Genomic DNA, 19,831 nt, shown 5'->3' with positions numbered 1-19,831 from the left:
TTGAGAGACGCAACGCGGTGCCATCTATGACGCGAGAAACACGACAATTCTCAGAATCTCCACGCTAACGCGCCGTTCGGGTGTTGCTTGTCAGAAACTCCTGTGAATCGGCGTCATGATCTCGGTGATCTGCGCTCTCTCCCGGTGAGAGGGATGCGCACCCGAAGCGAATCCCCCTCGACTCAAGGGAAAAAGCGTGCTCGAGCAGTGCTCGCGCACGGGGGACGGCGACGCTTCGGCGTGGCCGCGGGGGTCGGGGCGCCGGGACAGTGAGCCCGGCGTCCCTCCGCCGCGATCAGACGGTGACGGGAGCGCCGTTCGCCCAGACCGCGGCAACGGTGAAATCGTCGCGCATGATGACCGCGTCGGCCGCGAAGCCGACGGCGAGGCCGCCGAGGTCGGCACCGCGCCCGATCGCACGGGCCGGCACCGCGGTGACGGCCTCGATTGCCGTCGCCATGTCGATCCCGACCTCGGTGACCGCGCGGCGGACGGCGTCGTCGAGCGTGAGCGTTGAGCCGGCGATCGAGCCGCCGTCGACCAGGCGGGCGACGCCGCCCTGCACGTCGACGGCGAGCGCCCCGAGCAGGTATTCGCCGTCGGCCGAACCGGTCGCGGCCATCGCGTCGGTGATGAGGGCGATGCGGCCGGGGGCCGATGCGAAGGCCATGCGCACGACCTCTGGGTGCACGTGGGTGCCGTCGTTGATCACCTCGAGTGTCACCCCTGGCGTGTGCGTGGCGGCCGCAACCGGGCCGGGTGCGCGGTGGTGGATGCCGCGCATGCCGTTGAAGGCATGCGTGAGGATGCTGGCGCCGGCATCGAAGGCGGCACGGCTCTGTTCGTAGTCGGCCGCGGTGTGCCCGACGGCAACGGCCACGCCGGCGTCGACGAAACGCCCGATCGCGGCGGTCGCCCCCGGCAGCTCCGGTGCCAGCGTGATCTGACGGAGTGTGCCGTCTGCGGCATCGAGCATGGCGTCGAGCTCGTCGGCATCCGCTCGGCGCAGCAGACGCTCGTTGTGCGCGCCCTTGAACTCGCTGTCGAGGAATGGGCCCTCGAGGTGGGAGCCCAGCACGAGAGGGTCGATCGCGGCCAGCTCGGCGATTCCGGTGAGGCTCGCGAGAAGGTTGTCGCGGGTGTTCGTGACCAGCGAGATGACGGAGCGGGTGGTGCCGTGCGCCCGGTGCACGGCGAGGCCGGTGCGGATGCCCTCTGCGCCGTCATCGAAGGCGGCGCCGCCCGCGCCGTGACAGTGGACGTCGACGAATCCCGGCGTCAGCCAGAGGCCGCCGGCGTCGGTGAGCACGGTCTGGGCTCCCGCCAGCTCGCGCCAGCCGTCTGCGCCTCCGACGGCGAGGATCCGAGGGCCGGAGAAGGCCACCCAGGCGTCGTTCGTGACGCTGCCTCCTGAGACGAGGCGGGCGGAATGGATGACAACGGTTGCAGTACTCACTCGGCGATGATCACGTCATATCCGTGCTCGGTCAAGGCGGCGCGCTGCTCCGCCGTGATCCCGGTGTCGGTGATGAGTGTTCCGAACAGGCGGGCATCGCCCATCGTGGCGAAGGCCTTCTTGCCGATCTTGCTGGAATCGGCGACGAGGACCGCGCGGGCCGCCCTCGTGGCCATCAGGCGGTTGACGTTCGCCTCGCGCTCGTCGTGCGCTGTCGGACCGAGCACGGGGTCGATCCCGTTCACACCGATGAAGGCGATGTCGAGCGCGATGCTGTTCAGCACGACGTCGGCGTAGCCGCCGACGAGTTCATAGGAGCGGGAGTGAACGACACCGCCGGTGACGACGGTCTTGATCTGGGGGCGCATCGCCAACTGGGCGGCGATGTTGATCGCGTTGGTGACGACGGTGAGGTTGGCGTGCGGGCCGGCCTCCATCAGATCGGCGCGAGCGCCGAGGGCCGAGGCGATGGCCGTCGACGTGGTGCCTCCGCAGAGGCCGACGACGGCACCGCGCGGCGTCATCGCACTGGCGTACTGGGCGATCATCACCTTGCTGTCGGCGTTTTGTTGATGCTTGTAGCGCAGCGGGAGGTCATAGGCGACGGTCTGGCCGACCGCGCCGCCACGGGTGCGGGTGAGGAGCTGTTGCTCCGCGAGGGTGTCAAGGTCGCGCCTGGCCGTTGCGGGCGAGACGGCGAGCTTGCTGACGATCTCATCGACCTCGACCTGGCCGGTGTCGGCGAGCAGGTCGAGCACGGCATTGAGCCGCTCGGCTCGGTTCACGGTGTTCCCCCCTCGATTGCTGGGCCCGACGGGCGCAACGCGAACAATTCAAGCAGTCTGGCGGCCTCGACGGTGACCGCGGCGCGCCCGGGCGCAAGGTACTTGCGCGAGTCGACGAGGGTGGGGTTCGCGCTCAGCGCCTCGCGCACGGCGGAGGTGAAGTGGCCGTTGAGGTGCGTGGACACGTTGATCTTCGTCATGCCGGCCCGGATCGCGGACTGGATCTGTGCGTCGGAGGCGCCGGAGGAACCGTGCAGCACGAGCGGGACGGCGAGCGCGGCGTGCAGCTGGGCGATGAGTTCGGTGTCGAGGCTGGCGGAGCGTTCCGTCATGGCGTGCGATGAGCCGACGGCGACGGCGAGTGCGTCAACGCCCGTCGCGGCGACGAAGCTCACGGCCTCGGCCGGGTCGGTGCGCACGCCGGGCGCGTGGGCGCCGTCCTTGCCGCCGACCTTGCCGAGCTCCGCCTCGACGAAGACGCCGGCCGCGTGGGCGCGCTCGGTGACCTTGGCCGTGATCTCGACGTTCTGCGCGTACGGCAGGTGCGCGCCGTCGTACATCACCGAGCCGAAGCCGAGTTCGATCGCCGCGTAGGCGAGCGACTCGTCCTCTGCGTGGTCCAGGTGCACGGCGACGGGCGCGCTGGAGGCCCGCGCGATGGCGATCGTCGCCAGCGCGATCGGTTCGAGCGCACCGTGGTAGCGGGCGCAGTTCTCCGAGATCTGCAGGATGACGGGCAGGCCGGCCCGCTCGGCGGCGGCGACCAGCGCTTCGGCGGTTTCGAGGTGGATCACGTTGAACGCGCCGATCCCTGTGCCGCCTGCCGCGGCATCCGTCATCAGGGTGCGAGTGGGGGTCAGTGTCATGATCGGCTCTCTGTTGCGTGCGGGATGGTGTGGCGCTCGATGATGAGGCGCTCGGCGAGCTCGGCGTGCAGCGGAGAGATCTCCCCGGCCAGCGGCATCAGCACAGCGGCGGCAGACCAGGCGGTCGCACGGCGCACAATCGCCTCGGTGCTCGTGAGATCTGTGCTGCTGAGATCGGTGCCGCCGTTGCCGGCCTCGGCGAAGCAGCTCGCGACGGCCGCGACGGCGGCGTCACCGGCGCCCGTCGGGTTGCCGACGAGCGGTGCGGGCAGGCGGGCGCTGAGGTACTCGTCGCCGGCGCCGACCGCGATCATGCCCGCGCTGCCGAGCGAGAGCAGCACGAGGCCGGCCCCGCGAGCGATCAGGGAGCGTGCCGCCAGGATCGGGTCGCCGATGCCCGTCGCGGCGATGAGTTCGTCGCGGTTGGGCTTCAGGACGGTCGCACCGGCGTCAGCAGCCGCGAGCAGAGCCGTGCCAGAGGTGTCGATGATGCTCGGGATGCCGCGGGCCGCGGCCCTGCGGACCAGCTCGGGGTAGAAGTCGGCGCTGTCGTAGCCGCCGCCGGGGACGGGCGAAGCCGGCGGCAGGCTGCCGGAGCCGACCAGGCAGTGGGCGGCGGGGAGCGCAGCGTCGACGGCGTCGAGCAGGAGCAGCCACTCGGCGTCGCTGTGGTTCTCGCCGAACTCGTTGAAGATGCTGGTCTCGTCGTTGCCGGCGTCGTAGAGGGCCAGGGAGCGCCTGGTGCTCGCCGCGACGGGAACGAGTTCGTGCGGCAGGCCGCTCGCGCGCAGCTCGAGGTCGAGCTCTGCCCCCGTCGTTCCGCCCGCCGTGGCGATCGCGAGCACCGCGGCACCCTGTTGGTGCGCGACGCGGGCCACGTTCAGGCTTTTGCCCCCCGCCCGTGCCATGCCGCTCGGCACGCGGTGCGTTGCGCCGGGCTCGATGCGGTCGACCCACCAGGTGAGGTCGAGTGCCGCGTTCGGGGTGACGGTCAGGATCATGCGCTCTGCCCCGTCGCAGTCGTCGCGGAGAGATCGCGCGCCCGCAGCGCGGCACCGAGGAGCCCGGCGTCCTCGCCGATCTGGGCGCCGATGATGCGCGGTCGGCGGTGGAAGGTGAGCATGCCGTCGAGAGCGCGCTCGAGCGGGTCGAAGAGCGCGGGGCCGGCCTGGGCGAGCCCGCCGCCGAGCACGACGACCTCCGGCGCGATGATCGTGACGACCTGGCTGATGCCGAGGGCCAGGGCGTAGACGGCCCCGTCCCACACGGACTGGGCCGCGGTGTCGCCGGCCTGGGCGCGCAGCAGCACGGCGCGGGCGCCGTCGAGCGTCTCGCCGCTCAGCTCCGCGTAGCGGCGCACGATGGCGCCGGCGGACGCCAGCATCTCGAGGTGGCCGCGGCCGCCGCACGGGCACTCCGGGCCGTCAGGGATGACGATCGAGTGCCCGATCTCGCCGGCATAGCCGCCGGCGAGGTGCGGTTTGCCGTCGATGAAGAACGCGCCGGCGATGCCGGTGCCGATCACGAGAATCGCGGCATCCTGTGCCCCGCGTGCCGCACCGAGTCGGAACTCGGCCTCGCCGGCTCCGCGTACGTCGTGGCTGAACGCCACCGGCATGCCGAGGCTGTCTTGGCCGAGCTGCCTGAATGGCGCGTCGCGCCATCCGAGATTGCTGGAGAACACCCCGATCCCGTTCTCGTCGTCGACGAGTCCCGGCACGAGGATGCCGGCCGCGCGCGGCGTCACCTCGGGGAAGCGTGCGGCGTAACCGGCCGCGATCTCACGCGCGACCGCGACAACGGCCTGCGGCGTCTCGGCGCCGGCGAGCGGCGTCGGCGTGCGCGTGAGGCCGAGCATCGTGCCGTCGCCCGCGAACAGCGCCGACTTCATGTCGGTGCCGCCGACGTCGAAGGCGAGCACGGCGTCGCCGTGTCCGAGGGGGAGAGGGGAGTTCAGTGTGATCACGCGCCCAGAATGACAGATCGCGTGAGGTTGCGCGGCTGGTCGGCGTTCAGGCCCTTGGCGCGGGCGCGCTCGAGCGAGACGCGCTGCGCACGGATGAGGTCGGCCAGCGGGTCGAGCGAGCTGTTCTCGAAGCGCGCGCCGGTGCGGGCGACATCCGCGGCCAAGCCGGCAGGGGCCTCGCCGAACATCCAGGTGACACGGCCGGGGGCGGCGATCGCGATCGGGCCGTGGCGGTACTCCATGGCGGGGTAGGACTCGGTCCAGGACTGCGAGGCCTCGCGCATCTTCAGGCCGGCCTCGTGGGCGAGGCCGACCGTCCAGCCGCGGCCGAGGAAGCTGTACTGCTCGGCGGTGAGGAGCTCCTCGTCGAGCTCGGCCTCGACGGCGGTCTGTGCATCGTTGATCGCTGCGTCGAGGTTCTCGCCGAGCGATGCGCGCAGGAATGCGAGTGCCGTCGTGGCGAAGCGGGTCTGCACGACCGACTGCTCGTCGGCGAATGGCAGCTTCACCAGGTCATCGACGTTGTCGACGAACGGCGAGTTGACGTCGCCGACGATGCCGATGATGCGCTTCTTGCCGCGTTGGGCGTTCACCAGTTCGAGCACCTCCGTGGTGGTTCCGGAGCGGGTGAGGGCGATGATCGCGTCGTAGTCGCGGTCGACGAAGGCCTCGGATGCCGCGTAGGCATCGGTCAGGCCGAGACCGGCCCGCTCGCGCAGCTCGGAGTATGCCTGCGCCATGAACCACGAGGTTCCACATCCGACGATGGCCACCTTCTGGCCGGCGGCGGGGAGCAGCGCCTGCTCGGCGGTGAGAGCGGCGGCGCGTGCCCAGACCTCGGGCTGCGACGCCAGCTCGAGAGCCATGTGTTCGGTGGGTGCGGGGGTGCTCTGGGGCATGGGATCTCCTCGAAGGTTGCGCCTGAGCAGCCGCCTCGACGAAATGCTCACGATGACACTCAAAATGATTACTTCTGACTCTATCCGCTGTCAAGTGATCAGTTCAACGCTCGAAATACAGGTTTCCTTCCAGAAAGCTGATTTGTAAGGACGGTTTATAAACACCCGGTAACGATTCTGGAGAGGTGTTGACGGGGCGGCCATTGCGAGTAATGATTTCGATCACCCAGTGAACGGTCTTGATTGTTTACAGGATGAAACAGTCACGAAACATCAGACGAGCACGCTCGATCCAATGTTTCCGGCGAAACGCACTGTCGCGTGAGGGTCCTTCGGCGGCAGAGCATCCCAACAAGAGTGAGGAAGCACTATGAAGAAGACTCTGCGCGTCGGGGCCATGGTCGCCACTGCGGCACTGGCAACCATGACGCTCGCATCCTGCGGATTCGGCGGCGGTTCGAACGATGGCGGTGACAGCAGCGGCTCCGGCACGACGCTCAACCTGCTCGTCCCCAGCTACTCCGACAACACCCAGGGCCTCTGGGAAGACGTCATCGCCGGCTTCGAAGAGGCGAACCCCGACATCGACGTGAAGCTCGAGGTCCAGTCGTGGGACAACCTGGACTCCGTCATCACCACCAAGGTCTCCGGCGGCCAGGCGCCCGACATCTACAACGGCGGGCCGTTCGCCGGTTTCGCCGCCGATGAGCTGCTGTACACGACGGAAGAGGTCGTCTCGCCCGACACCTACTCCGACTTTCAGGACACCTTCATCAAGAACGCATCGGTCGACGGCACGGCATACGGCCTCCCGCTGATCGCATCGGCACGCGCGCTCTTCGTCAACAACGACCTGCTCGAGCAGGCCGGTGCGACGATCCCGACCACCTGGGACGAGCTCCTCGAGTCGGCCAAGAAGATCTCGGCTCTCGGCAATGGCGTCGCCGGCTACGGCATGCCGCTGGGCTCAGAAGAGGCGCAGGCCGAGGCCGCGGTGTGGCTCTGGGGCGGCGGCGGCACCTTCGGTGACGCGGACGAGATCACGATCGACACCCCCGAGAACCTTGTCGGCGCCGAGTTCATCCAGAAGATGGTCACCGAGGGCGCGACCCAGGCCGACGCCGGATCGACCGACCGCAGCCCGCTGATGGACATCTTCATCCAGGGCAAGATCGGCATGCAGGTCGGTCTCCCGCCGACAGTCGGACAGATCGCAGACGGCAACCCCGATCTGAACTACACGATCGCCCCGATCCCGACCCAGGACGGCAGCGCGCTGACCGTCGGAGTCGCCGACCACCTGATGGCGTTCAAGAACGACGGCAAGAAGCAGGAAGCGATCACGAAGTTCTTCGACTACTACTTCTCGCCTGATGTCTACGTGCCGTGGGTGCAGACCGAGGGCTTCCTGCCCACCACCAAGTCCGGTGCAGAGGCGCTGAACGGCGAAGAGGCGCTCAAGCCCTTCCTCGACGCTCTGCCCGCCGCACAGTTCTACCCGAGCACGAACCCCAACTGGTCGGCAACCGACGCCGCGTTCAAGGCGCTCTTCGGCCAGCTCGCGCAGGGCAAGGACGCCGCAACGGTTCTCCAGGAGATCCAGGCTCAGTCCGACGCCGGATAACCGACAGAACCAACACCCGTGGGATCGATGAAGGCAGTGAAATGAGCAACGCAACACAGAAGAAACCATCGATCCCCGCGGGGGCGGCCACCGGCCGCCCCCGCGCAGGGACGGGCGGCAAGGACCTGCTCGCGGCGTTGCCGTGGATCGGGCCCGTGCTGATACTGATCGTCGGCGTGGTGTTCTTCCCCGCCGGTGTGATGTTCTTCAACTCCACACGGGACATCAGTCAGAGCGGAATCGACAAGGGGTCCGTCGGCTTTGCCAACTACCTCGAGGTGTTCAACTTCGCCTACTTCTGGCCGATCTTCGGCCGGACCATCGTCTGGGTGATCGCCGTCGTCGTGTTGACGGTGCTGATCTCGCTCGGACTCGCCCAGCTGCTGAACAAGGCATTCCCGGGGCGCCAGCTGGTGCGTCTCGCCGTGATCGTGCCGTGGGCGGCATCCGTGGTGATGACGACGATGGTCGTCTACTACGGCCTCGAGCCGTACTTCGGAATCATCAACAAGTTCCTGGTGGACATCGGGCTCATCGACACGCCCGAGGGATACGGCTGGACGAGGAACGCCGACACGGCGTTCGCCTGGTCGATCGTGATCGCCGTCTTCGTGTCGCTGCCGTTCACGACCTACACGATCCTCGCCGGGCTCCAGACGATCCCCGGCGATGCCATCGAGGCCGCGAAGATGGACGGCGCAAGCCCCTCGCGCACCTACTTCAGCATCGTGCTCCCCCAACTGCGCGGGGCGCTCGCCGTCGCCGTGCTGATCAACATCATCAACGTGTTCAATTCGCTCCCCATCCTCAAGGTGATGACGGGGTCGATACCGGGCTACGACGCCGACACGATCATGACGATGATCTTCAAATACATCCAGAACCAACACAAGATCGATGTCGCCAGCGCGCTGAGCGTCGTCGCATTCGTGATCGTGATCGTGATCGTGGCGATCTACGTCAAGGTCGTCAAGCCCATGAAGGAGGTCTGATCGTGACTGCGACAGCCACGCCGGACCGCGCGTCAGAGACGCCGAACGCCTCCCGCCCGCCGATCACGCGCAAGCGCCGCTACACGGAAGACCAGATCTCTGCCGGCCGCGTCGCCTGGCGCATGGCCGCCGGACTCGCCGTGCTGCTGATCTTCATCCTGCCGTACGTCATCATGTTCTTCGGCTCGGTCAAATCCAAGTCAGAGATCCGCTCCGTCGACCCCACCTACTTCCCCACGGAATGGCACTGGGAGAACTACATCACCATGTGGTCGACGCCGGAGACCCCGCTGGTGCAGAACCTGATCTCGACGATCGTCATCTCGGTGTTCGCGACGCTGCTGGTGCTGCTCGTGGCGCTGCCGGCCGCCTACTACACGGCCAGGGCCCGCTTCCCCGGTCGCCTGATCTTCCTGTTCCTCGTGATCGTCACCCAGATGCTGCAGCCCGCGGTGCTGACCTCGGGTCTGTTCCGGCAGTTCGTCACCCTCGGCCTCTCGGACACCTGGCTCGCGATGATCCTCGTGAACGCGGCATTCAACCTCTCCTTCGCGGTGTGGATCATGCACAGCTTCTTCGCCGGCATCCCCAAGGAGGTCGACGAGGCGGCGCAGATCGACGGCGCGGGACGACTGACCGTGCTGTTCAAGATCAACCTGCCCCTGGTGTGGCCGGGCATCGTCACGGCGATCGTCTTCACCTTCGTCGCCTGCTGGAACGAGTTCGCGGCATCGCTCGTGATCCTCTCCACCGCGGGCAACCAGCCGCTCTCCGTCGCGCTGACGAAGTTCGTCGGGCAGTACGAGACCAGCTGGCAGTACGTCTTCGGCGTCTCGATCGTCGCGATCATCCCCGTCGTCGTCCTCTTCATGCTGATCGAGAAGCGTCTGGTCGGCGGACTCACCGCCGGCAGCGTGAAGTAGCGCACGGCGCACGGCGCGTCGGCGCGGCTACCCCGCTGGCCGGCCGCGGGTGAACTGGGAGCGGTGGCGGCTGGGGGAGACCCCGGCGCGCCTCGCGAACAGGCGACTGAAGTAGGCGGCATCCGCGTAGCCGACGAGCTCGGCGATGCGGGAGACCGGCAGCTCTGTGTCGACCAGGAGCTGCCGGGCCATGCGGATGCGTGACTGCACGAGCAGCTCGATCGGGGTGCTCCCCGTCGCGAGGCGCACCGCATCGCGCAGCTCGGCGATGCCGAGGCCGAGCCGCCGCGCGCGCTCCTCCATCGAGATATCGAGGGACGCGGATTCGACGAAGGCGGCGGTCGCACGCGCCGCGGCATCCGTGGGGTCCGCGGGCCGGATCGCGGCGGCGACGGCCACGAGAATCCGGTGGCAGAGAGCGGATGCCGAGAACGGCGCGATCGGGTCGGCCGCGCCGAGCGCGGTGCGGAGCTCGGCGAAGTCGCCGCCGAGCGTCGGCAGCTCCCGCAGCGGCAGCACCGGGCGCGCGCGGTCGAACAGCCCGAGCCGTGTGTACGGTTGCACGCCGCTGCCCGTGACAAGCAGCCAGCTCTCGCTCCAGCCCGCGGCATCAGGGGCATAGCCGTGCTCGGTGCCCGGCGTGACCGACAGGATGGCCGGCGCCTGCACCGGAATGCCGTCAGCGCCGGTGCGCCGATCGCGGTAGCTGCCGGAGCCGCTCGTGATGATCACGAGCGCATGGGAATCCAAGTATCGACTGTCGAAGCCGGCGGTGGCGTCTGCCTGTTCGCCCGCTCCCACGCAGCTAAGGCCGAAATCCCGGAGAACTCCGAGCGGATTCGCGTACTCGGCCCAGTCGTCCACCAACACTCCTTGTCGCGACGTGATCGTCAGAAGAATCCAAGTCGCAGTCTAGCGATGTGCATGGATTCCCGGGGCACGGCCCGGCAGAGTTGCTGCATGCTCACGTCAAACAGCTATGTCCTCGATGAGGATCTCGCGCGGCTCGCCGCACTGGAGCCGGTCCCGCCGGCGGAGCGCGGCAACCGCGAGGCGCTCTGGCAGCGCCTGCGCCGCGACGGCTACCTCTATCTCAGCGGGCACCTCGACCCCGAGCTCGTCGTCGAGTTCCGCCGCTATTACTTCGCGGCGCTGGCGCACACCGGGCTGGTCGCGCCGGGGAGTGACCCGGTCGACGGCATCGCGGGCGACGGACCGCTTGATCGCGGTGCCTACCGCGAGACCCTCTTCGACTCGATCGTGCCGAGCGCCGAGTACGAGGCGCTCTGCAGAAACCCGCTCATCGCCGAGTGGTTCGCGTGGTTCTTCGGCGACGACGACGTGCACCTGCACCGGCGCAAGATCATCCGGCACATCGCGCCGGACGAACGGGGCATCGGCACGGCGACGCAGGCGCACTACGACCTCGTCTACCTGCGGGAGGGCAGCGACAGGGTGCTCTCGATGTGGATCCCGCTCGGTGACATCCCGCTCGGTCTCGGTGGTCTGGTGTATCTCGAGGGCAGTCACCACTGGGTGATGGCCGAGGAACGCGAGGGTCGGCTCGCCAGGCCCGCGGCGTCCATCACCGCCGATCTGCCCGGGCTGGCGGAGCGCCACGACACCCGCTGGCTGATCACCGACTACGCAGCAGGTGACGTCATGGTGCACTCGGCCCACATCGTGCACGCGAGCCTCGACAACACCGACGCGGGCGGTCGGATGCGGCTGTCCACCGACATCCGCTACCAGCGCGCCGGCGAGCCCATCGACTGGCGTTGGCAGGAGCACTGGCACGACGACGACGGTCTCTGACCCCGCCCCGCCGCCGCCGTACACCCACGCGGCAACGCCGGCGGAGGCCTTCGGCGTGGCGGGAGGCCACAACTCCAGATTCCGGCCTCCCCTCGCGCCGATCACCTCCCGTCGCGCTAGTGCCTCACGGCGGCGAGGTGCAGGCCGCGGGCCATCGCAGCCAGAATCTCGGCCTCGACGGTGGCCCATTCGAAGAGGATCTGCTTGTAATCGAAGCGCAGCACGGTGTACCCGCGCAGAGTCAGTCGCCGATCGCCCGCGATGTCGCGGCGACGCTGCTCCGGCGTGCCGTGGTAACTAAAGCCGTCGATCTGGAGCACGAGCCTGTCACCGATGAGGCCGTCGACGGGGTGCCCGTCGAGCACGACCTGCTGGCGCATTCGAATTCCGATGCGTTCCAAACGTGCGCGGGGGATCGTCTCGACGCCGGAGTCGGACAGGCTCGAGCTGGCCGTGCGTACACGTCTGGCGGCAGCACTGCGCAGTGTGAGGCCGGCGAGGTAGTCGGGGTGCACGAGTCCCTTGTTCATGGCTGACTCCCAAACGACGAGAGCATTCTCAAACGGCTGGCAGTCGGCGACGTGTACGAGCGCGTTCTCAAGCGGTTCGACCAGCGCGTACTTCGGCGTTCCGACGGGGCCACCGCCCCAGTGCGCACGATGATCGCCGACCGCGAAATGTCCAGCGTTCGGAGGTACCGCGAGATGCGTCTGGCCATCTGGCAGGTGCCACAGCGAGTGGCGAGAGGCGACGCTGAGGCAGGTCAGCCGTGCGCCATAGCCAGCTGCGATGCGGAGGTCAGCTGGGGCATCCGCAGTGGCGAGCCACCGGCGCCGAACGCGCTGGACGGCACCGGCCCTCACGGCTGCCTCGATGCTGTATCTCGTGAAGCCAACGCGAACGGCATCGGTCGAGTGGGCAATTCCGGACTGTGAGTTGAGCCAGGTGATGAGGTGCATGCACCGAGCGTCACCCGCGGCGTCCTGCTCGGCCAGAGGAACGGTGGGAGCTGTGGAGAATCGCCACGCTGGCAGCGCCTGTGCAGGGCAGCCGCCACCGGGTGTCCGACGCATCACGGGAGGTGAAAGGCGCGAAGGGAGGCCGCAAATGAGAGAAGTGGCCTCCCGTGCCGCTCTTTACCTCCCATGCCGCGGGCGGGCGGGCGGGGAGCTAGGCGAGCGCGGTGCGGTGGTAACGGATGCCGAGGGCGTCGAGTCGCTCCGCGAACGCCGTGAGGCGGGGCGAGAACTCCGCGAAGCTGCGCTCTGCGGCATCCGGAGCGGCGCTCGGCGTGCCGGCCGGGGCCGGAGACCATGCGATCTCGGCGACCGCAACGATGCGCGGGAAGGCCATGACCTCGACATCCTCGATTCCCAGCATCGTCTCGGTCCAGATCGCGGCCTCGACGCCGAGCACCGACTCCTCCGGCAGGCCGGGCACGATCGCCGCCGGATCCCAGGAGTACGCCTGCTCGACGGAGGTGGGGCCGTCGGCCCAGTCCTGGCCGAGGCGGTCGCTGTCCGGGTAGTGGATGTCGAGGTAGCTGACATCGGCGGGGGAGAGGATGACGCTGCCGCCCTGCTCGACGAAGCTGAGTGTGTGCGCGGCGGCATCGGCCCGCGGCACGAGGTAGTCCCAGTACTGCCCGACGGTGCCGGGCGCCAGATCGCCGGACTGACCCATCTCGTGCCAGCCGATCACCGTCTTGCCGCTGGCCGCTCCGACACGGCTGGCGCGGGCGACGAAGCGCGCGAAGTCCTCGGCACTGAGGGTGAGGGACTCGTCGCCGCCGAGGTGCAGGTAGGGCCCGGGCGTCATCTCGGCCACCTCCCGCACAACATCCTCGACGAAGCGCCAGGTGGCCTCGGCTGTGGTGTCGACGGTGCTGATGCCCACCTCCGTTCCGCGATAGGTCGAGGTGGCGACGCCGCCGATGTTGAGTTCCGCGTAGCTGGCGAGGGCGGCGTTCGTGTGCCCGGGCAGGTCGATCTCCGGGACGATCGTGACGAAGCGGCTGGCCGCGTGCGCGACGATCTCGGCGTAGTCGGCCTTGGTGAAGAAGCCGCCGCCGCCGAGCACCGAGGTGGAGCTGCCGATCTCGGTCAGGCGCGGCCAGCTGTCGATCTGCAGGCGCCAGCCCTGGTCGTCGCTGAGGTGCAGGTGCAGGTGGTTGAGCTTCAGCAGCGCGATCGTGTCGATGTAGCGGGTGACCTCCGCGACGGAGAACACATTGCGGGCGACGTCGAGCATCGCGCCGCGGTAGGCGAAGCGCGGTGCATCCGTGATGAGCACGGCCGGGGCCACCCAATCGCCGCCGGCGGCACCAGTGTCGCCGCCGAGCGGCGCCTCGATCGCGGCGGGGAAGAGCTGGCGCAGCGTCTGGACGCCGTGGAACAGGCCGGCGGCGCTCGCCGCGGTGATCGTGATGCCGTCGGCACCGCTTCGCAGCGTGTAGCCGTCCGGAGCAGCGGCAGATGCAGCGGGGTCGAGCGTGAGCCGGATGCCGGCGGCATCCGCGGCGTCATCCGCTCCCGCGTCGACCGGCAGCGCGAACCCCGTGCGCGGCCGCAGCAGCCCGGCCAGATACTCACCGACGGCCGCAGCCCCACCCGCCGCGTTGATCCTGCTGGCGGCATCGAGCCGGAACGGGTCACCGCCACGCGACGTCAGCGAGACGGGGGCAGGCACGACTGTGATGCTGGACATCCCGCGAGTCTGGCAGGGTTCCTTACTACCGCGCAAGTGGGCGGAGCGGGGTCACAGGGTTTCGGCCGACCGGCCGAGCGACTAGGCTGAATGGGTCGCAACTGGCGTTCGGATGGTTCACCATCGGGGAGCGACTGACACGGTTAGTGGCCGCACGCCTGGGCCACGACGACTCGCTTTGCCCTGCGTTCAGCGAGAAACAAGCATCCGCTCGTTCACCGTGTTCAGGACCCTGAACCGGTACCCCTCTCAAGGAGTTGCCAGTGTCTGTACCGTCTACGTTCAACCAGCCGCTCGAGGTCGTCGACCCCGAGATCGCCGCCGTGCTCGAGCAGGAGCTCGGCCGCCAGCGCGACTACCTCGAGATGATCGCGAGCGAGAACTTCGTTCCCGTCTCGGTTCTGCAGTCGCAGGGTTCGGTTCTCACCAACAAGTACGCCGAGGGCTACCCCGGGCGTCGTTACTACGGCGGCTGCGAGTACGTCGACATCGCCGAGTCGCTCGCGATCTCGCGTGCCAAGAGCCTGTTCGGCGCCGAGTACGCCAACGTTCAGCCGCACTCGGGCGCCACGGCCAACGCCGCGGTGCTCAGCGCGATCGCCGCCCCCGGCGACACCATCCTCGGCCTCGAGCTGGCCCACGGCGGCCACCTCACACACGGCATGAAGCTCAACTTCTCCGGCAAGCTCTACAACGCCGTCTCCTACGGCGTCGACCCCGAGACCTTCCTCGTCGACATGAACGTCGTGCGCGACAAGGCCCTCGAGCACCGCCCGCAGGTCATCATCGCCGGCTGGTCGGCCTACCCCCGCCAGCTCGACTTCGCCGCCTTCCGCGCCATCGCCGACGAGGTCGGCGCCAAGCTCTGGGTCGACATGGCGCACTTCGCCGGCCTCGTCGCCGCAGGCCTGCACCCCTCGCCCATCCCCTTCGCGGATGTCGTCTCGACGACGGTGCACAAGACGCTCGCCGGCCCGCGCTCCGGCCTCATCCTCTCCCGCGACTTGGAGCTCGCCAAGAAGCTCAACTCCAACGTCTTCCCCGGCCAGCAGGGCGGACCGCTCATGCACGTCATCGCAGCCAAGGCGACCGCCTTCCTGCTCGCGGCGCAGCCCGAGTTCGCCGACCGCCAGGCACGCACGCTCAGCGGCGCGCGCATCCTGGCCGAGCGCCTCGTCGCCGACGACTCCCGCGCGGCCGGCGTCGACGTTCTCACCGGTGGAACCGATGTGCACCTCGTGCTCGCCGACCTCCGCAACTCGCCGATCGACGGCCAGCAGGCCGAGGACGCGCTGCACGCCGTCGGCATCACGGTCAACCGCAACTCGGTTCCCTTCGACCCGCGCCCGCCGATGGTCACCTCCGGCCTCCGCATCGGCACCCCGGCCCTGGCCACCCGCGGATTCGGCGATGTCGAGTTCACCGAGGTCGCCGACGTCATCGCCGAGACGCTGAAGCCGGATGCCGACATCAACGGTCTCCGCGCCCGCGTGAAGACGCTCACCGACGCGTTCCCGCTCTACCCCGGGCTGCAGCAGTAATGACGGCCATCACGCTGGACGGCGTCGCGACGGCGTCCGCCATCAAGGGCGAACTTGCCGATCGCATCGCCGCGCTCCGGTCCGACGGGGTCGTGCCGGGTCTCGGCACGCTGCTCGTCGGCGACGACCCGGGCTCCCGCAGCTACGTCGCGGGCAAGCACCGCGACTGCGCGGAGGTGGGCATCGAGTCGATTCGCGTCGACCTGCCCGCCGCGGCGACGAGCGCCGATGTGAAGCGGGCGATCGCCGATCTCAACTCGGCGCGCGAGGTGACCGGATACATCATCCAGTTGCCGCTGCCCGCCGGGCACAACGAGAACGCCATGCTCGAGCTGATCGATCCGGCCAAGGACGCCGACGGCCTGCACCCGACCAACCTCGGTCGGCTCGTGCTCGGTGTCGACGGCGCCATGGACTCGCCGCTGCCGTGCACCCCTGCGGGCATCGTCGAGATCCTGCGCCGCTACGACGTGCCGATGCAGGGCAGGCACGTCGTCGTCGTCGGCCGCGGTCTCACCGTCGGCCGGCCGCTCGGCCTGCTGTTCACGCGCAAGGGCATCGACGCGACCGTCACGCTCACGCACTCCCGGACCGTCGACCTGGCCGCCGAGGTGCGCCGGGCCGACATCGTCGTGGCCGCGGTCGGTGTTCCGCACCTGATCAAGCCCGACTGGATCAAGCCGGGCGCCGCGGTGCTCGACGTCGGAATCACGCGGGTGCACGACGAGGAGACGGGCAAGGGCAAGCTCACGGGCGACATCGACCCCGCCGTTGCCGCCGTCGCCGGCCACCTCTCGCCGAATCCGGGCGGTGTCGGCCCGATGACCCGAGCGATGCTGCTGAGCAATGTCGTGCAGGCCGCCGAGAGGCGCCTGCGCTCGCACTGATCGCGAGCACCGCACCGGATGCCGCGTGCGCCAGCCTCAGGGCGGCGCACGCGGCATCCGTCGTTCGGGCCCCGAGCAGTCAGGCGGCGCGGCTCAGACGGCCGTGATCAGCGCGGCGACACGGTCGATGGCGCCGGGTACGAGGGAGTAGTAGGCCCACGTCCCGCGCTTCTCGCGGTGTAGGAAGCCGGCGTCGACGAGGGTCTTGAGGTGGTGGGACACGGTCGGCTGGCTCAGGCCGAGCGGCTCCTGCAGATCGCACACGCACGCCTCGGATGCCGGGTGCGCAGCGACCATCGACACGAGCCGCAGCCGCGTCGGATCGGCCAGCGCCTTGAGCTGGCGGGCGAGTCCCTCCGCGGCCTCCGATGTGATCGCGTCCACGCTCTGCGGGGCACAGCCCTCGCTCACATCGCGCAGGGGCAGCAGCTCGATCGACGTCATAAACATAGACTAGCGTCTATATTGACAAACGTCGATGGATGCAGTGTGATTGCTCTCATGAACGCTGAAATCCCGCAGAACCCGACCGTGCTCTTCGTCTGCGTGCACAACGCGGGCCGCTCCCAGATGGCCGCCGGCTTCCTGCGCGAACTCTCCGGCGGAGTCGTCACCGTGCTCTCTGCCGGCTCGCTGCCCGCGGATCAGATCAACCCCACCGCGATTGAGGCCATGGCCGAACTGGGAATCGACATCGCCGGCGAGCAGCCGAAGGTGCTGACCGTCGACGCCGTGCGGGAATCCGATGTGGTGATCACCATGGGCTGCGGCGACGTCTGCCCGATCTTCCCCGGCAAACGCTACGAGGACTGGGAACTCGACGACCCGGCCGGGCAAGGCATCGACGCCGTTCGCCCCATCCGCGACGACATCAAGGCCCGCATCGAGGCGCTGCTCGGCGAACTCCTGCCGGCCGGCGGTGCCGCATGAGCATTGCCGGGGCAGAAGCGGAGCGTGCACAGCTGCCGATCGTCGTCATCGGTGCCGGACCGGTCGGGCTGGCCGCCGCCGCCCACCTGGTCGAGCGCGGCGAGTCCTTCCTGGTGGTGGAGGCCGGGCAGACCATCGCAGCGGCGGTGCGCGAGTGGTCGCACGTGCGCCTCTTCTCCCCGTGGAGCATCGTCACCGATGCCGCCGCCGTGCGCCTGCTCGAGGTGGAGGGTTGGACCGCCCCGGATGCCGCGGCGCTGCCCTTCGGCGGCGAACTCGTCTCCGACTACCTCGAGCCGCTCGCCGCGCTGCCAGCCATCGCCGCGGCGCTGCGGCTGAACACGGAGGTGCTCGCCGTCACGCGGGACGGCGCAGACAAGACGCGCTCGCGCCGCCGGGACCGCTCGCCCTTCGTGCTGCGGGTGCGCGGAGCGGATGGCGCCATCGCCGAGTTGGCCGCACGGGCCGTGATCGATGCCTCGGGCACCTGGCGCACGCCGAACCCGGTCGGCGCAGGGGGGCTTCCGCCGCTCGGCAGCGAGGCGGAGGGTGTCTCCGCCCTGCTCGAGACGGCGATGCCCGATGTGCTCGGGCGGGATCGCGAACGCTTCGCCGGGCGCTCCGTCGCGGTCGTCGGCTCCGGCCACTCCGCGACGAACACGCTCCTCGCCCTGGCGACGCTCGCCAGGGAGGAGCCGGAGACGCGACTGCACTGGGTGATTCGCGGCGCATCGGCCGCGCGCAACTACGGCTCGGACGCCGACGAGCTGCCGGCACGCGGAGCGATCGGTTCCCGCCTGCGGCGCCTCGTCGAGTCCGGGGCCATCACCGTGCACGAGCGCTTCGGCATCACGGCGCTGGAGGAGCGCGACGGCGCACTGCGCATCCACGGCGGGCGGGCGGGCGGGCCCGTCTCGCTCGACGTCGATCGGCTCGTCGCCGCGACGGGCTTCCGGCCGGATCTCGGCGTGCTCAGGGAGCTGCGCATCGAGCTGGACGACATCGTCGAGGCCCCGCGGGCCCTCGCGCCGCTGATCGACCCGAATCTGCACAGCTGCGGCAGTGTTCCCGCGCACGGGGAGGCCGAGCTGCGGCATCCGGAGGCCGACGTCTACATCGTCGGCATGAAGAGCTACGGCCGCGCGCCGACCTTCCTGCTGGCCACCGGCTACGAGCAGGTGCGCTCGGTTGTTGCAAGCCTCGCCGGGGACGACGAGGCAGCGCGCCGGGTGCAGCTGGTGCTGCCGGAGACCGGCGTGTGCAACACGGGCGATGCCGGTGACGCCGGCGGCGACGCCTGCTGCGCCGATCCGGCTCCAGTGCGGGTCGAGCTCAGCCTCGCCCGGCCCTGAGCGCGGCAGCGCTCAGTCGACGGCGGTCGTGTGCAGTTCGACGTGGCGCAGGTAGCCGGTTGCATTGGTGCGGATGCCGTCCCGCTCGGCCTCCGTCAGCTCCCGCCGTACCTTCGCCGGAACGCCGGCGACGAGCGAGCCGGGCGGAACGATCGTGCCCTCGAGCACGACGGCGCCGGCCGCCACGAGGGATCCGGCACCGATGACGGCGCCGTTCAGCACCGTCGATGACATGCCGATGAGACAGTCGTCCTCGACGGTGCAGCCGTGCAGCACCGCACCGTGGCCGACCGAGACGTTGCGTCCGACGGTGAGCGGGAAGCCGGCATCGACGTGGCCGGATACGTTGTCCTGCAGATTCGAGCCCGCGCCGATCACGATCGGCTCCTGCTCCGCCCGCAGCACGGCGTTGTACCAGACGCTCGAATCCTCGGCCAGGGTCACCCGGCCGACGAGCACGGCACCGGCCGCGACGAATGCCGAGTCTGCGACATCCGGTGCGGGAATGCCGTTGAGCGTGAGCACCTTGGCGAATGGATCGATCTTCATGCCGCCAGCCTAACCGCCGGGCCGGGCATCGGCCACGGCTCTAGGATCGGGGAATGGTCAACACAGAACACCCCGCCGTCGACCGGGTCCGCGAGGCGCTGGCCGCGCACGGAGTCACCCCGGAGATCCGCTGGTTCGACGAGGCGACGCCGACGGCGCAGGCCGCGGCCGACGCCATCGGCATCGAGCTCGGGCAGATCGCGAACTCGCTCGTCTTCACTCTCGACGGCGAGCCGTTGCTCGTGCTCACCTCCGGCGCTCACCGCGTCGACACCGCGTGGCTCGGCGAGCAGCTCGGCGGCCACATCGCGCGGGCGAGCAGAGAGACCGTGAAGGAGGCGACGGGCCAGGTGATCGGCGGTGTCGCCCCGCTTGGACACCCGGCCCCCGTGCGCACACTCGTCGACACCGCGCTGGCCGGTTACGACGTGGTGTGGGCCGCTGCCGGCCACGCCCACACGGTGTTCGCGACGAGCTACGACGAGCTGCTGCGCGTCACCGGCGGCACACCGACAGCGGTCGAACCGCCCGCCTAGCGGG

At 69.3% G+C, this 19,831-nt stretch carries 20 protein-coding genes and 1 riboswitch; of the genes, 9 read left to right on the top strand and 11 right to left on the bottom strand.

What is annotated here, in order from left to right; translation table 11 throughout:
- Window positions 1-295: 295 nt before the first annotated feature.
- The 6 genes from nagA to ASC66_RS02920 are packed head-to-tail and all read right to left on the bottom strand — an operon-like array spanning window position 296 to window position 5,972.
- The gene (gene nagA / locus ASC66_RS02945) at window positions 296-1,456 is read right to left on the bottom strand and encodes an N-acetylglucosamine-6-phosphate deacetylase (protein WP_055834425.1); all 1,161 of its coding nucleotides are present in this window, start codon (window positions 1,454-1,456) and stop codon (window positions 296-298) included.
- Window positions 1,453-2,241 (bottom strand): DeoR/GlpR family DNA-binding transcription regulator, encoded by a 789-nt coding sequence (locus ASC66_RS02940; protein WP_055834422.1) that lies wholly within the window; start codon window positions 2,239-2,241, stop codon window positions 1,453-1,455. The genes nagA and ASC66_RS02940 overlap by 4 nt, the downstream gene beginning before the upstream one ends.
- Entirely contained in the window at window positions 2,238-3,107 is an 870-nt protein-coding gene (locus ASC66_RS02935; protein ID WP_055834418.1) for a class II fructose-bisphosphate aldolase, read from the bottom strand. Before ASC66_RS02935 ends, ASC66_RS02940 begins: the two co-directional genes overlap by 4 nt.
- On the bottom strand, window positions 3,104-4,108 hold the full coding sequence (locus tag ASC66_RS02930; protein ID WP_055834415.1) for a 1-phosphofructokinase family hexose kinase: 1,005 nt from the start codon (window positions 4,106-4,108) through the stop codon (window positions 3,104-3,106). Before ASC66_RS02930 ends, ASC66_RS02935 begins: the two co-directional genes overlap by 4 nt.
- Window positions 4,105-5,073, bottom strand: coding sequence for an ROK family protein (locus ASC66_RS02925; RefSeq protein ID WP_235496642.1), 969 nt, complete (start codon window positions 5,071-5,073; stop codon window positions 4,105-4,107). The genes ASC66_RS02930 and ASC66_RS02925 overlap by 4 nt, the downstream gene beginning before the upstream one ends.
- Entirely contained in the window at window positions 5,070-5,972 is a 903-nt protein-coding gene (locus ASC66_RS02920) for an SIS domain-containing protein (RefSeq protein ID WP_055834412.1), read from the bottom strand. Before ASC66_RS02920 ends, ASC66_RS02925 begins: the two co-directional genes overlap by 4 nt.
- Before the next feature lie 370 nt (window positions 5,973-6,342).
- Between ASC66_RS02920 and ASC66_RS02915 the strand changes: the two genes are divergently transcribed.
- The 3 genes from ASC66_RS02915 to ASC66_RS02905 are packed head-to-tail and all read left to right on the top strand — an operon-like array spanning window position 6,343 to window position 9,511.
- Window positions 6,343-7,596 (top strand): extracellular solute-binding protein, encoded by a 1,254-nt coding sequence (locus ASC66_RS02915; protein WP_055834411.1) that lies wholly within the window; start codon window positions 6,343-6,345, stop codon window positions 7,594-7,596.
- A gap of 41 nt (window positions 7,597-7,637) precedes the next feature.
- Window positions 7,638-8,588 carry a carbohydrate ABC transporter permease gene (locus ASC66_RS02910; RefSeq protein WP_055834407.1) on the top strand — a complete coding sequence of 317 codons (951 nt, stop codon included), beginning with the start codon at window positions 7,638-7,640 and terminating at the stop codon, window positions 8,586-8,588.
- A 2-nt stretch (window positions 8,589-8,590) separates the two neighbouring features.
- Window positions 8,591-9,511 carry a carbohydrate ABC transporter permease gene (locus ASC66_RS02905; RefSeq protein WP_235496639.1) on the top strand — a complete coding sequence of 307 codons (921 nt, stop codon included), beginning with the start codon at window positions 8,591-8,593 and terminating at the stop codon, window positions 9,509-9,511.
- A 27-nt stretch (window positions 9,512-9,538) separates the two neighbouring features.
- Here ASC66_RS02905 and ASC66_RS02900 read toward each other — a convergent pair whose 3' ends face one another.
- Window positions 9,539-10,312, bottom strand: coding sequence for an AraC family transcriptional regulator (locus tag ASC66_RS02900; RefSeq protein WP_286145580.1), 774 nt, complete (start codon window positions 10,310-10,312; stop codon window positions 9,539-9,541).
- 159 nt (window positions 10,313-10,471) lie between these two features.
- Between ASC66_RS02900 and ASC66_RS02895 the strand changes: the two genes are divergently transcribed.
- On the top strand, window positions 10,472-11,326 hold the full coding sequence (locus tag ASC66_RS02895) for a phytanoyl-CoA dioxygenase family protein (RefSeq protein WP_055834401.1): 855 nt from the start codon (window positions 10,472-10,474) through the stop codon (window positions 11,324-11,326).
- Between the two features lie 116 nt (window positions 11,327-11,442).
- On the opposite strand, the gene ASC66_RS18385 is transcribed toward ASC66_RS02895, so the two are convergent.
- Window positions 11,443-11,856, bottom strand: a complete 414-nt coding sequence (locus tag ASC66_RS18385) for an endonuclease domain-containing protein (RefSeq protein WP_235496638.1) — start codon at window positions 11,854-11,856, stop codon at window positions 11,443-11,445.
- A 640-nt stretch (window positions 11,857-12,496) separates the two neighbouring features.
- A complete protein-coding gene (locus tag ASC66_RS02885) occupies window positions 12,497-14,032 on the bottom strand; it encodes a beta-N-acetylhexosaminidase (RefSeq protein ID WP_055834396.1) in 1,536 nt (511 codons plus the stop codon).
- An 87-nt stretch (window positions 14,033-14,119) separates the two neighbouring features.
- A riboswitch (ZMP/ZTP riboswitch) is annotated at window positions 14,120-14,203 on the top strand.
- A 92-nt stretch (window positions 14,204-14,295) separates the two neighbouring features.
- On the opposite strand from ASC66_RS02885, the gene glyA reads away from it, so the two are divergent.
- Both glyA and ASC66_RS02875 read left to right on the top strand, forming a co-directional pair.
- A complete protein-coding gene (glyA, locus tag ASC66_RS02880; protein ID WP_055834393.1) occupies window positions 14,296-15,573 on the top strand; it encodes a serine hydroxymethyltransferase in 1,278 nt (425 codons plus the stop codon).
- The gene (locus ASC66_RS02875; RefSeq protein ID WP_055834390.1) at window positions 15,573-16,460 is read left to right on the top strand and encodes a bifunctional methylenetetrahydrofolate dehydrogenase/methenyltetrahydrofolate cyclohydrolase; all 888 of its coding nucleotides are present in this window, start codon (window positions 15,573-15,575) and stop codon (window positions 16,458-16,460) included. Before glyA ends, ASC66_RS02875 begins: the two co-directional genes overlap by 1 nt.
- 93 nt (window positions 16,461-16,553) lie before the next feature.
- Here the strand turns inward: ASC66_RS02875 and ASC66_RS02870 are convergent, their stop codons facing one another.
- Window positions 16,554-16,904, bottom strand: coding sequence for an ArsR/SmtB family transcription factor (locus ASC66_RS02870; protein WP_055834387.1), 351 nt, complete (start codon window positions 16,902-16,904; stop codon window positions 16,554-16,556).
- Between the two features lie 57 nt (window positions 16,905-16,961).
- Here ASC66_RS02870 and ASC66_RS02865 point away from each other — a divergent pair, with 57 nt between their 5' ends.
- Both ASC66_RS02865 and ASC66_RS02860 read left to right on the top strand, forming a co-directional pair.
- Complete coding sequence (locus ASC66_RS02865; protein ID WP_055836230.1) at window positions 16,962-17,390, top strand: arsenate reductase ArsC; 429 nt, start codon at window positions 16,962-16,964, stop codon at window positions 17,388-17,390.
- Window positions 17,387-18,742, top strand: coding sequence for an NAD(P)-binding domain-containing protein (locus ASC66_RS02860; protein WP_055834384.1), 1,356 nt, complete (start codon window positions 17,387-17,389; stop codon window positions 18,740-18,742). Before ASC66_RS02865 ends, ASC66_RS02860 begins: the two co-directional genes overlap by 4 nt.
- Window positions 18,743-18,754: 12 nt before the next feature.
- On the opposite strand, the gene ASC66_RS02855 is transcribed toward ASC66_RS02860, so the two are convergent.
- Entirely contained in the window at window positions 18,755-19,291 is a 537-nt protein-coding gene (locus ASC66_RS02855) for a gamma carbonic anhydrase family protein (protein WP_055834380.1), read from the bottom strand.
- A gap of 53 nt (window positions 19,292-19,344) precedes the next feature.
- On the opposite strand from ASC66_RS02855, the gene ASC66_RS02850 reads away from it, so the two are divergent.
- A complete protein-coding gene (locus ASC66_RS02850; protein ID WP_055834377.1) occupies window positions 19,345-19,827 on the top strand; it encodes a YbaK/EbsC family protein in 483 nt (160 codons plus the stop codon).
- Window positions 19,828-19,831: the final 4 nt, after the last annotated feature.

Origin of the sequence: Leifsonia sp. Root4, assembly GCF_001425085.1 — a bacterium.
GTDB lineage: Bacteria > Actinomycetota > Actinomycetes > Actinomycetales > Microbacteriaceae > Microterricola.
The sequence above is the reverse complement of the archived record's forward strand: the minus strand, read 5'-3'. Positions and strand labels throughout refer to the sequence as shown.

What these genes read in the sequence shown, in the direction of transcription:
- ASC66_RS02875 (WP_055834390.1), top strand. Translation starts at nt 15,573, where the DNA reads ATGACGGCCATCACGCTGGACGGCGTCGCGACGGCGTCCGCCATCAAG.
- ASC66_RS02850 (WP_055834377.1), top strand. Translation starts at nt 19,345, where the DNA reads ATGGTCAACACAGAACACCCCGCCGTCGACCGGGTCCGCGAGGCGCTG.
- ASC66_RS02920 (WP_055834412.1), bottom strand. Translation starts at nt 5,972, where the DNA reads ATGCCCCAGAGCACCCCCGCACCCACCGAACACATGGCTCTCGAGCTG.
- ASC66_RS02870 (WP_055834387.1), bottom strand. Translation starts at nt 16,904, where the DNA reads ATGACGTCGATCGAGCTGCTGCCCCTGCGCGATGTGAGCGAGGGCTGT.
- ASC66_RS02860 (WP_055834384.1), top strand. Translation starts at nt 17,387, where the DNA reads ATGAGCATTGCCGGGGCAGAAGCGGAGCGTGCACAGCTGCCGATCGTC.
- ASC66_RS02935 (WP_055834418.1), bottom strand. Translation starts at nt 3,107, where the DNA reads ATGACACTGACCCCCACTCGCACCCTGATGACGGATGCCGCGGCAGGC.
- ASC66_RS02915 (WP_055834411.1), top strand. Translation starts at nt 6,343, where the DNA reads ATGAAGAAGACTCTGCGCGTCGGGGCCATGGTCGCCACTGCGGCACTG.
- ASC66_RS02865 (WP_055836230.1), top strand. Translation starts at nt 16,962, where the DNA reads ATGAACGCTGAAATCCCGCAGAACCCGACCGTGCTCTTCGTCTGCGTG.
- ASC66_RS02895 (WP_055834401.1), top strand. Translation starts at nt 10,472, where the DNA reads ATGCTCACGTCAAACAGCTATGTCCTCGATGAGGATCTCGCGCGGCTC.
- ASC66_RS02855 (WP_055834380.1), bottom strand. Translation starts at nt 19,291, where the DNA reads ATGAAGATCGATCCATTCGCCAAGGTGCTCACGCTCAACGGCATTCCC.
- ASC66_RS18385 (WP_235496638.1), bottom strand. Translation starts at nt 11,856, where the DNA reads ATGAACAAGGGACTCGTGCACCCCGACTACCTCGCCGGCCTCACACTG.
- ASC66_RS02910 (WP_055834407.1), top strand. Translation starts at nt 7,638, where the DNA reads ATGAGCAACGCAACACAGAAGAAACCATCGATCCCCGCGGGGGCGGCC.
- ASC66_RS02930 (WP_055834415.1), bottom strand. Translation starts at nt 4,108, where the DNA reads ATGATCCTGACCGTCACCCCGAACGCGGCACTCGACCTCACCTGGTGG.
- ASC66_RS02885 (WP_055834396.1), bottom strand. Translation starts at nt 14,032, where the DNA reads ATGTCCAGCATCACAGTCGTGCCTGCCCCCGTCTCGCTGACGTCGCGT.